Genomic DNA, 9884 nt, shown 5'->3' on the forward strand with positions numbered 1-9884 from the left:
CTACCAGTCATCCATGCAGAAGCTCACCCAGCACGGCGCGGACGCCCGGCGCACCTGCGATCGCCTCCGCACGCTCGGGGTGCTGGTGGAGCCCTTCACCGCCGACGACGCCCTGTGCGCGGGCGAGTTGTGGCCGCACACCCGGTCCTTCGGGTTGTCGCCGGGCGACCGGGCCTGCCTTGCGGTGGCGCTCCGCTTGGACGCGCCCGTCATGACAGCGGACAAGGCTTGGCGGTACATCGATGTTCGTGTTCGATCCGGCTTCTGCGCTGACGCCACGGGGTCTTGGACCGGACCGGTGCGCGCCGTTCGGGGGGCTGGGCGGCGCGCACCGGCCGGGCACGGGTCGGAGCTTCCGCTCCGGCCCGGGTCTTCTCAGCGGAGCCGGTGCTCGGCGAAGAACCGCATGATGATCGGCGTCGCGTCGACGACCGACGGCTGGTCGGAGTCCGGGTTCGGCCGCGTGCTCGGCCAGTCGTGCCCCAGGCCCTCGATCCGGTAGTGCACGACGTTGCCGCCCCGGTCGCAGCCGATCCACTTGCCGACCTGCACCCCGTTGCCCTCGTCGCGGACGATCGGGGTGTCGTCGCAGTCGTTGCGATCGGCCCAGCCCGCCAGCCATTCCGGGATCGGCGGCAGGCCCTTCTCCGGGTTCCCGAGGTACGGGATCGTCTGGTCGTCGGTGCCGTGGAAGTCCAGGACCGGCGCCGCGCGCTCCGGCTCGCACTCGCCGCCCTGCGGGTAGAACGCGCCGGACACCGGCGCGAAGGCGGCGATGCGGTCGCTCATCCGGCAGGCCAGCACGCCCGTGAAGCCGCCGCCGTTGGACTTGCCCGCGGCGTAGATCCGCGCGCGATCGACGCAGAAATCCCGCTCCAACCGGTCGAGCAGGTCGCCGGTGAACAGCACGTCGTCGACCGCCGCGGAGTACGGCGCGCCCTGCCAGGCGGTTTCGCCGTCCGTGCCGACGAGGCCCTGCGGGTACACCGCGATGGCGTCGGTGGCGGAGAAGCCGGACAGCTCTTCCTGGTACTCCGAAGTCCGCGAGTGGCCGTGGAAGGACAGCACCACCGGGGTCGGCTCGTCCCGCCGGTAGTCCGCCGGCACGTGCAGCAGGTAGCTGCGGGTGATCCCACCCGAAACGATCGTGCGGGTCTCCGACGTCCCGGGCACCGCGGCCTCGCCGCAGCCGGCGGACGGCGAGCGATCGATCCGGGATTCGGCCTGCGCCGGCGCCCCGCCGAGCACCGCGGCCAGACCCGCTGCGGCGAACACCGCCGGAATCCGTCCACTTAGGACCGAACGGGCAGATCGGCGGACGAGACCTCGCTTCGCACGGCCAGGCACCATTGCCTCCCACCTCGATCGAGTTCGGGTGCGAGGATCATGGGACCACGCCGGCCCGGCCGTCACCATTCTGTTCATTGCGTTCACGGAAACCGCACCGGCGGACCAGCGCGCCATCGGTCAGGGCGCGAACGCCGCCAGGATCTGCTCCAGCCCAGCGCTGTAATCGCGCCGCAGGTCGACGTACTTCTTGACGCGGAGGAGCGTGGGGATCTCGCAGTCCGCCAGCAACACCGGGATCACGCCGATCCCGCCGCCGGCGGCCTCCGCCCAGTACTTCGCCGACCACTCCCGCTCGACCCATCCGGAGCCGACGGACTTCGGGCTCAGCAGCACGAGCAGGTAGTCGCATTCATCGATCCCGCGGGCGATCTTGTTCGGGATCGACTCGCCCGCCTTGATCTCCCACTCGTCCAGCCACGGGACATGCCCCTCGTTCGCCAGGTCGACGGACAGCCAGGTGGCGACCTGGCGGTCCGAGGACGAGTAGGAGATGAAGACGCGGCGGCCGCCGATCTGCCCCTCGTTCATGCGGGCGCTCACCATCCGGTCGGCGAGCAGGGAATTGACGAACGAGAGCTCGATGGAGAACTCGTACAAGCGCTTGTACGAATAGGACGGCTTCCGGCGTTCGAACGCCGCGATGTTCCGGTCCGCCAGGATCCGCTGGAGCTTCAGCCGCCGGTTCCAGAGGGAATCGGTGTCGACCGGGGCCAGCCACGAATGATCCGCGAAGTAGTAGCCGGAAGCCGCGGTGAACGGGGGCTCGCAGTAGTACACGATCGCCTGCGGGCAGTCCCGCTCGAGGTCGTGGTCATCGTCGTCGTAGTAGCCGACCCGAGGATCGGCCCCGGGCCTGTTCACGACCACCGGCCCGTACTCGATCTCGCCTGACATCGCGCTCCCCCGGTCCGCCGCGGATCCCCGGCAAGATACCGGAGATCAGGCGCGCAAATCGCGGCCCGAGGCGATCCGCCGAACGCTCATTCCTCGGCCGCGAGCTGGCCGCAGGCCGCCGCGATCTCCTGGCCCCGGGTGTCCCGGACCGTGCAGGAGACGCCCGCTTCGCGGACCCGGCGGACGAACTCCCGTTCCACCGGCTTCGGGCTGGCGTCCCACTTGCTGCCCGGCGTCGGGTTCAGCGGGATCAGGTTGACGTGCGCGAACTGCCCGAGGTGCCGGTGCAGCAGCTTGCCGAGCAGGTCCGCGCGCCACGGCTGGTCGTTGATGTCGCGGATCAGCGCGTACTCGATCGACACCCGGCGCCCGGTGTGGTCGGCGTAGCCGCGAGCCGCCTCCAGCACCTCGGCGACCTTCCAGCGGTTGTTCACCGGCACCAGCGTGTCGCGCAGCTCGTCGTCCGGGGTGTGCAGCGACACCGCCAGCGTGACGTGCAGGTCCTCCGCGGTCATCTTCTTGATCGCGGGCACCAGGCCGACCGTCGACACGGTGACCGACCGCTGCGAGAGGCCCAGCCCGTCCGGGGCCGGGTCGCAGATCCGGTGCACCGCGTTGATCACCCGCCGGTAGTTGGCCAGCGGCTCGCCCATGCCCATGAACACGACGTTCGACAGCCGGCCGGGCCCGCCCTGGACGTCGCCGTCGCGCATCGCCGCCGCGGCCGAGCGCACCTGGTCGACGATCTCCGCGGTCGACAGGTTGCGCTGCAGCCCACCCTGGCCGGTGGCGCAGAACGGGCAGGCCATCCCGCAGCCCGCCTGGCTGGAAATGCACACCGTGGCGCGGTCCGGGTACCGCATCAGCACGCTTTCCAGCAGCGTGCCGTCGTGCGCGCGCCAGAGCGTCTTGCGGGTGGTGCCGTCGTCGGTGTTCAGGTGGCGGACCGGGCTGAGCAGCGCCGGCAGCAGGTGTTCGCCGAGCTTCGCGCGGCTGGCCGCCGGGATGTCGGTCATCGACTCCACGTCAGCGTTGAGCCGGCCGAAGTAGTGGTGCGCGAGCTGCTTGGCGCGGAACGGCTTCTCCCCCAGCTCGGTCACCGCGGCGCGCCGTTCGTCGGCGGAGAGGTCGGCGAGGTGCCGTGGCGGCATGCCACGGCGCGGGGCGTCGAAGACGAGCGGAAGGGAAGTCGCAGACATAGCGCCCACCAGTGTCCCATGCCCCGGAACGACCTTGGCGGCGACCACCGGACGAGGCGCGAATCCGGCCGCCACGCGGCGTCCACGCGGGTGGTGGGTGCGTCCACCGACCGGGCAGCGCCCGTATCGTGCAAGTATGACGAGTATGGCCGAGCGCCCCTCGTCGTCCGTCGAGGACTACCTCCGGGCGATCTACGGGCTTTGCGAACGGGGTGTGCCCGTCACGAACGCCACCCTGACCCAGCGGCTCGGCCTGAGCCCGTCATCGGTCTCCGGGATGATCAACAAGCTGGCGCAGCTCGGCTTGGTCACGCACGTCCGGTACCGCAGCGTCGAGCTGACCCCGGAGGGCCGCCGGCTGGCCTTCGACGTGCTGCGCAGGCACCGGCTGATCGAGCTGTTCCTGGTCGAGGAGCTCGACTACAGCTGGGACGAGGTGCACCGGGAGGCCGACGCGCTGGAGCACGCGGTGTCCGACGAGCTGGTCGCGCACATCGCCGCCAAGCTCGGCAACCCCACCCACGACCCGCACGGCGACCCGATCCCGACCGCGGAGGGCACCGTCGAGAAGCCCGCGACGCTGCTGCTGGACCAGGTCGAGCCGGGCACGGTCGGCACCATCGCGCGGGTCTGGGACACGGATTCGGAGCTGCTGCGCTACCTGACCGATCACGGCATGACGCTGGGCTCGCGGATCGAGGTCGTGGAGCGCAAGCCCTTCGGCGGGCCGCTGGTGGTGCGCGTCGGCGAGCCGCCGGACGACGAAACCCACTTCGTGGGCGACGAGATCGCGGCCGCGCTATCGATCAGCGTGCACCGGTGAACCCGCCCCGTCGGTAAGCCGGGAGGCGACCGTGCGGGACGCGACCACGCGCGACACCGGCCACTCCAGCGGATCCGACGGCGGGTCGTCGCCGTAGACCTGCTCGGTCACCAGCCGCCCGTGCAGCTCGTCGGTGCGGTGCGCGCCCAGCACCGCGAGCAGCAGGTCGAACCGGCTGTCGGTGAGCGCCACGGCGACGTAGCAGAACCCGGCGAGGCCGGTGAACACGAGACCGGACACCCACCACACCGATGCACCCTGGACCAGGAACATCACCGCGAGGGCGAGCAGCAACCCGGATGCGAAGGCGATCCCGCGGGCGATCGTGACCTGCCTCAGCATCGACCGGAACGCCGGGTACTGGTGGCACAGCTGCTGGATGATGCGGGCCCGCTCGCGGCGGTCCAGCTGAGCTAGCCGGCTCAGGCCCGCGGTCACCGGCTTCGCCGCGCGGTTGGCCATGGCTGCTCCTGTAACCCTGGTGCGTGCTTCGATCGGGTTGCTCGGCATGCAAATACGCACACTGAGTGACCGGTACTAGTCGATCACGCGGGCCGTTCAGGATCAAGGCGTCATTCGGGGGCGTTCCCATTGCGGAAAAGGCACCGAACAGTAACGCCATCGTGCGGCCGAAGACCTTTGATCCGCCACGCGTGACGCCCTTGATCCGCCACGCGTGTTTTCCGGACCGAAACCTCGGTCACCCTGGGGATACCCCCTGAATTCACCTCGTGTCGAAGTGCATTTCGGAGGAGGAGCGATGGCCATCGCAGTGGGCGCCCCAGCCTGGGTGGACCTGGCCACCCACGACGTCACCGAAGCCCGGGACTTCTACGCCGGCCTGTTCGGCTGGCACTGGATCCAGCGCCCGGACTACAACATCGCGATGAAGGAGCACAAGCCGGTCGCCGGGCTGCTGCTGCCGGAGACGGACGCGCCGACGGCTTGGACGCTGTACCTGGAGTGCGGCTCGGCCCGCCGCGCGGTGGAGCGGATCCGCGCGCTCGGCGGCAAAGTGCTGGTCCCACCGACGGAAACGCCCGCCGACGAGACGTTCCTGGTCGCCGAGGATCCCTCCGGCGCGGCGATCGGCCTGTGGGAGGCGCCGCCCAACGGCACCTTCGGCCGCGACCACGCGGGCATGCTCTGCTGGGCGGAACTGCACACCCGCGACGGCTCGTCCGCCGATCCGTTCTACGCCGAACTGCTGGGCTACCGGCAGGAGCAGATCGGCGAGCCGGGGGACGGCTTCGACTACACCGTCTGGTACGTCGACGACCTGCCCACGGTGGGCCGGTTCGAGACCAGCTCGGCGCTGCCCGAGGACGTGCCCGCGCACTGGCAGCTGTACTTCCAGGTCAACCCGGACAGCAACGCCGACGACGCGGCGGCGAAGGCGGTCCAGCTGGGCGGCAAGGTGCTGCGCGAACCGTCGGATTCCCCGTACGGCCGGCTCTCCCTGATCCAGGACGTCGTCGGCGCCACGTTCTTCATCATCGACACCGCCCAGCGCACCGGGGAATGATCCGCAGCGCCTGAATGCCCTGGCAGGAGCAAGCTCATCCGGCCGACGGAGCCCCGACGCACATCGGCGAACCTGGACGTCTAACATCCAGGTATGCGGATGGGCGAAGGGGTCGAGTGGGGCCTGCACTGCTGCCTCACGCTGGCGTGGCTGGACGACGAACCCGTGCCGACCGCCCGGCTCGCCGCCCAGTTCGACCTGCCCCCGGCATACCTGAACAAGCGCCTGCAAGCGCTGGTCCGGGCCGAGATCCTCACCTCCACGCCGGGGGCGCGCGGCGGCTTCCGGCTGGCCAGGCCGCCGGCGAAGATCACGCTGATGGACGTCGTCGCCGCCATCGAAGGACCCGAGGACGCGTTCCGCTGCGCCGAGATCCGGCAGCGCGGAGCCGGGACCGGTACCCCGGCAGGCGAGTTCCGCAAGCGCTGCGGCATCGACGTCGCCATGCGCCGGGCCGAGCTGGCCTGGCGCCGCGAACTGGCCTCGCAGACCATCGCCGACCTGATGGCCACCGCCCCGCCCCGCGCCGCCGGCCGAGTACGGCGCTGGCACGCCGCAGACTGATCTTTTTCCGAATGACCTGCTCAGCAGAGCTTCTTCAGCTGGAGAACCTGGATGTCAAATGTCCCGAATCCGACGCGGAGCCGAGGCCTTACGGCCACCCTGGTGCTGGCGCTGGGGACCTTCGCGGTCGGCACCGATGCCTTCATCGTCGCCGGATTCCTCCCGGCCATGGCGGACTCGCTGGAGGTGACCACGGCCGCGGCAGGCCAGTCGGTGACCACGTTCGCCGTGGCCTACGCAGTCCTCGCCCCGGTCCTGGCGACCGCGACCGCCCGGATGCCGCGCCGCGGCCTGCTGGTGGCCGCCCTCGTCCTGCTCGGGATCGCCAACATCGGCTCCGCGCTAGCCCCGAACCTGGCGGTGCTGATCGTCAGCCGGGTGCTCGCGGCGGCCGGTGCCGCCGCGTACACGCCCAGCGCGGGTGCGGTCAGCGCGACGCTGGTGCCTGCGGAGTTCCGCGGCCGGGCGCTGGCCGTGGTCGTCGGCGGCCTCACCGTGGCCACGGCGTTGGGCGTTCCGCTCGGCGATCTGGCCGGCGAATGGTTCGGCTGGCGCGCCGCTCTGGGGCTGGTCGCCGCGCTGTGCCTGCTCGTCGGCGTCGGCGTCTACCTGATCATGCCCGCGCTGCCGGGCGGCGCCCGCGTCCCGCTGCGCGACCGGCTCGCGCTGCTGCGCCGCCGCAGCGTCCTGGCGGTCCTGCCGCTGACGGTGCTCGGCATGGGCGCCAGCTACACCGTCTACGCCTACAGCGTTCCCGCGCTGAACGCCGTCGGGGTCCCGGTGAACTCGACCATGCTGATGCTGTTCCTGTACGGGCTCGGGGCGGTGCTGGGCAACCTCCTGTCCGGCTACGCGACCGACCACTGGGGCCCGACCAGGGTCTTGACCTGCGGTTACCTGACCATGACGCTTGCGCTGGCGCTGCTGGCGTGGTTCGCCTGGACCGGCACCACGCCGCAGGTCGCGGTCGCCATCCTGGTGTTCACGTGGGGCGGGAGCACCTGGACCCAAACGCCTCCGCAGCAAACCCGGCTCATCGACGCGGCGCCGCAGGAGGCGGCGATCGTGGTGTCGCTGAACGCGTCGGCGATCTACCTCGGCATCGGAGCGGGCACCCTCCTCGGCGGCGCGCTGCTCGCTCTCGGTCCGGCCCCGATCTTCACGGCAGCGGCCGCGGTCGCCGCCGTCGCGGCGCTGTACCTGCGCATCACCGCGTCGTGAGCCACCGGAAATGTCCGCCCGCGCTGGCACGATCGGCCGTGTGAGATCGAAGCACGGGCTTGAGCAGTGCGTTCAGGACTGGGTGCGCGGTTGGTCGCTTTGCCGCGGGGCACCGAGCCCGGTCGCCGAGCCCGACGGATACCGGATCGACGTCGGCGCGCCGGGACACCGCATTCGGTTCGTGCTCACCGGCCCTGCCTCGACAGGTCACCGAGCCGCGACCCTGACCGCGCCCGGCACCTGGCTGAAGGTCTGCGGTGACCGGGCCGAGGTGGTGTCGGCGCTGAGCGCGGCCTGGCGGGTCGAGGCGCCGGAATACCTGATGAGCGCGGCGTTGAGCAGCGACGATGCCGGATCGATCGAGCCGGGGTACTCAGCCGGGATCACCTCCGACGGCGACGTCCACGACGTGGTGGTGCTCGCCGAGGACGGGACGGTGGCGGCCAGCGGGCGCGTCGCCGTCGCCGGGCAGGCGGCCGTCGTCGACCAGGTCGCCACGCACGCCGAGCACCGTCGGCGCGGACTCGGACGGTACGTGATGCGAGCGCTCGGCGTCGCGGCGGCGGAGAGCGGGGCCACGCGGTCGATGCTCGTGGCCACCGCGGAGGGCCTGGCCCTCTACCGCACCCTCGGCTGGGCCGTCGAATCCGAGATCACCGCTGCTCACCTGCCCGAACAGGGCTGAACTCCGGCTCAGATGCCGTACCGGCCCGCGACCCTGGCCCGGTGGCGGGCCACCGCATCGTTGTTCGCGCAGCGCAGGGAGCAGTAGGCCCGCCGGCCGTTCCGGGAAGTGTCCACGAAGGCCTGGTCGCAGGCCTCGCGCGCACACCGGCCGAGCCGATCTGCCCCTGCGAAGCAGACCACGTAGGCGAGCCCGGCAGCCGTGACCGCACGGATGTGGGCCGCCCGATCCGCACCCGGCGCGCTGTAGTGCAGGTGCGGGTGCCCATCGTGCAGCGAGATGTACGGCTGGCTCGCGGTTTCAGCGAGCAGCTGGTTGATCTCGCCGCACCGCTGCTCCAGATCCTGCGGATCGAAGCAGCGGTTGAGCCGATCGCACCAGAGCGCCAAGTCGCGGACCTGCTCGGCGTCCAGCGCACCTCCCGCGACGCCGCGCGCGGACAGGATCGGCTCCAGTGCTTCGGCAGTCAGCGGGCCGGCCGCGTTGACTAGATCGGCCGCCAGGCAGGCCGCTTCGCCGCCGTAGTCGTTGAACCGCATCGATCACCTCACCGGAGATCTCGTCGGCGAGCGCACCTCGCGGTCGTCGAGGAAAACGCCGATCCGGCCGCAGATGCACATCCGATAGGTGACCTCGCCCTGCGACGTCCGGTGCCGGGACAGCACCACCCACCGCGCCCGGTCCCCGGGACAGACCCCGTTCGTGCTGGTAGCAGGCATGGGTCTCACCCTGGTGTCAGGGACTAGTCCACTTCAACCATTACATCGCTCAGGCGTGCAGCAGGCCGGTCGGCTTGCTGCGGGTCCGGACGCGGTAGCCGACCGGAACCGTGCGGTCGGGCACCTCGCGAACCGCGCGGGCGGCGACCTTCGCGGAGAACTCGATGCCCAGCACCTTTTCGAGGGTCTCCCGGTCGTCGAAGCGCCACAGCGTGTCCACGGAGGCGCTGTCGAAGCCGTGGCGCTGGAAGAACGACTCGATCGCATGCGGATCGACCTGCGGCGCGTCCGCCCGCATCCAGTCCCCGTACGGCGAACTCGACGCGTCCAGGTCGACGATCGCGATCATCCCGCCCGGGCGGAGCACCCGATCCGCCTCGGCCAGGCCCGGTTCGCAGCCGGGACCGAAGAAGTACGCAGTGCGGGCGTGCACCAGGTCGACACTGGCGTCGGCGAGCGGCAGCTGCTGGGCGGGCGCGATGCGGACGTCCACGCCCGGCGTGCCCGCCATCCGGGCACGAGCCCGCTCGGCCAACGGCGGGTGCGGCTCGATGCCGATGACCGTCCTGGCCGCGGCGGCGAACAGCGGCAGGTGGAAGCCGTCGCCGCAGCCGATGTCGACGACGTCCAGCCCGGCCCAGTCACAGCGCTCCCGCAGCGCCTGCCACAACGCGCCGGTGGAATCCTGCGCGCGGTTCTCCAGTTCGAAGAGCTCGGGCCAATGCCAGATGTTCGGGCTCGGCGTCACCTTCGGCCGCGCCTGCTTCCGCCAGGTACGCATCACGGTCCTCTCTCCGACGCAATTTCAATGAGGTGATCTCAGTGGAATGGGATGGCTGATGGCCTGGGGAGGTGTGGGCGTGGGGTCCTGGTAGAAGAGGTCTCACCACAAGATCATTCTTCA

The 9884-nt window shown here is 70.8% G+C and carries 12 protein-coding genes and 1 pseudogene; 6 read left to right on the forward strand and 7 right to left on the reverse strand.

The genetic code is table 11. The features are described 5' to 3' along the window. Positions 1-13 precede the first annotated feature (13 nt). Positions 14-229, forward strand: a pseudogene (locus tag AB0H93_RS24470) (PIN domain-containing protein); the annotation flags it as partial. A 146-nt stretch (positions 230-375) separates the two neighbouring features. Here the strand turns inward: AB0H93_RS24470 and AB0H93_RS24475 are convergent. The 3 genes from AB0H93_RS24475 to rlmN form a co-directional block, all read right to left on the reverse strand. Continuing rightward, on the reverse strand, positions 376-1275 hold the full coding sequence (locus AB0H93_RS24475; protein WP_358575419.1) for a ferulic acid esterase: 900 nt from the start codon (positions 1273-1275) through the stop codon (positions 376-378). 192 nt (positions 1276-1467) lie between these two features. Further along, positions 1468-2244: a toll/interleukin-1 receptor domain-containing protein gene (locus tag AB0H93_RS24480; RefSeq protein WP_358575420.1), complete on the reverse strand. Its 777-nt coding sequence runs from the start codon at positions 2242-2244 to the stop codon at positions 1468-1470. Between the two features lie 86 nt (positions 2245-2330). Continuing rightward, the gene (gene rlmN, locus AB0H93_RS24485; RefSeq protein WP_358575422.1) at positions 2331-3443 is read right to left on the reverse strand and encodes a 23S rRNA (adenine(2503)-C(2))-methyltransferase RlmN; all 1113 of its coding nucleotides are present in this window, start codon (positions 3441-3443) and stop codon (positions 2331-2333) included. A 136-nt stretch (positions 3444-3579) separates the two neighbouring features. On the opposite strand from rlmN, the gene AB0H93_RS24490 reads away from it, so the two are divergent. Then, positions 3580-4266 carry a metal-dependent transcriptional regulator gene (locus tag AB0H93_RS24490; protein WP_132494167.1) on the forward strand — a complete coding sequence of 229 codons (687 nt, stop codon included), beginning with the start codon at positions 3580-3582 and terminating at the stop codon, positions 4264-4266. Here AB0H93_RS24490 and AB0H93_RS24495 read toward each other — a convergent pair. Beyond that, complete coding sequence (locus AB0H93_RS24495; RefSeq protein WP_358575423.1) at positions 4243-4728, reverse strand: hypothetical protein; 486 nt, start codon at positions 4726-4728, stop codon at positions 4243-4245. The genes AB0H93_RS24490 and AB0H93_RS24495 overlap by 24 nt on opposite strands. 298 nt (positions 4729-5026) lie before the next feature. Between AB0H93_RS24495 and AB0H93_RS24500 the strand changes: the two genes are divergently transcribed. The 4 genes from AB0H93_RS24500 (at position 5027) to AB0H93_RS24515 (ending at position 8261) form a co-directional block, all read left to right on the forward strand. Continuing rightward, complete coding sequence (locus AB0H93_RS24500) at positions 5027-5791, forward strand: VOC family protein (RefSeq protein WP_358575424.1); 765 nt, start codon at positions 5027-5029, stop codon at positions 5789-5791. Between the two features lie 93 nt (positions 5792-5884). Continuing rightward, complete coding sequence (locus AB0H93_RS24505; RefSeq protein WP_358575426.1) at positions 5885-6355, forward strand: Rrf2 family transcriptional regulator; 471 nt, start codon at positions 5885-5887, stop codon at positions 6353-6355. 102 nt (positions 6356-6457) lie between these two features. After that, positions 6458-7576 (forward strand): MFS transporter, encoded by a 1119-nt coding sequence (locus AB0H93_RS24510; RefSeq protein ID WP_358575428.1) that lies wholly within the window; start codon positions 6458-6460, stop codon positions 7574-7576. Between the two features lie 40 nt (positions 7577-7616). Further along, complete coding sequence (locus AB0H93_RS24515) at positions 7617-8261, forward strand: GNAT family N-acetyltransferase (protein WP_358575429.1); 645 nt, start codon at positions 7617-7619, stop codon at positions 8259-8261. 8 nt (positions 8262-8269) lie between these two features. On the opposite strand, the gene AB0H93_RS24520 is transcribed toward AB0H93_RS24515, so the two are convergent. Genes AB0H93_RS24520 through AB0H93_RS24530 form a run of 3 tightly spaced genes read right to left on the reverse strand, consistent with a single transcriptional unit; the run spans position 8270 to position 9761 of the window. Continuing rightward, positions 8270-8800, reverse strand: coding sequence for a CGNR zinc finger domain-containing protein (locus tag AB0H93_RS24520; protein ID WP_358575431.1), 531 nt, complete (start codon positions 8798-8800; stop codon positions 8270-8272). A 3-nt stretch (positions 8801-8803) separates the two neighbouring features. Next, positions 8804-8980, reverse strand: a complete 177-nt coding sequence (locus tag AB0H93_RS24525) for a hypothetical protein (RefSeq protein ID WP_358575432.1) — start codon at positions 8978-8980, stop codon at positions 8804-8806. A 49-nt stretch (positions 8981-9029) separates the two neighbouring features. Beyond that, complete coding sequence (locus AB0H93_RS24530) at positions 9030-9761, reverse strand: class I SAM-dependent methyltransferase (protein ID WP_358575434.1); 732 nt, start codon at positions 9759-9761, stop codon at positions 9030-9032. Positions 9762-9884: the final 123 nt, after the last annotated feature.

The organism is Saccharopolyspora sp. NPDC050642 (assembly GCF_040654735.1).
GTDB classification, from domain to species: domain Bacteria; phylum Actinomycetota; class Actinomycetes; order Mycobacteriales; family Pseudonocardiaceae; genus Saccharopolyspora; species Saccharopolyspora elongata.

Bases quoted from the DNA above. Each gene is read 5' to 3' on its own strand.
- AB0H93_RS24480 (WP_358575420.1), bottom strand. From the start codon at position 2,244: ATGTCAGGCGAGATCGAGTACGGGCCGGTGGTCGTGAACAGGCCCGGG.
- rlmN (WP_358575422.1), bottom strand. From the start codon at position 3,443: ATGTCTGCGACTTCCCTTCCGCTCGTCTTCGACGCCCCGCGCCGTGGC.
- AB0H93_RS24490 (WP_132494167.1), top strand. From the start codon at position 3,580: ATGACGAGTATGGCCGAGCGCCCCTCGTCGTCCGTCGAGGACTACCTC.
- AB0H93_RS24495 (WP_358575423.1), bottom strand. From the start codon at position 4,728: ATGGCCAACCGCGCGGCGAAGCCGGTGACCGCGGGCCTGAGCCGGCTA.
- AB0H93_RS24500 (WP_358575424.1), top strand. From the start codon at position 5,027: ATGGCCATCGCAGTGGGCGCCCCAGCCTGGGTGGACCTGGCCACCCAC.
- AB0H93_RS24505 (WP_358575426.1), top strand. From the start codon at position 5,885: ATGCGGATGGGCGAAGGGGTCGAGTGGGGCCTGCACTGCTGCCTCACG.
- AB0H93_RS24520 (WP_358575431.1), bottom strand. From the start codon at position 8,800: ATGCGGTTCAACGACTACGGCGGCGAAGCGGCCTGCCTGGCGGCCGAT.
- AB0H93_RS24525 (WP_358575432.1), bottom strand. From the start codon at position 8,980: ATGCCTGCTACCAGCACGAACGGGGTCTGTCCCGGGGACCGGGCGCGG.
- AB0H93_RS24530 (WP_358575434.1), bottom strand. From the start codon at position 9,761: ATGCGTACCTGGCGGAAGCAGGCGCGGCCGAAGGTGACGCCGAGCCCG.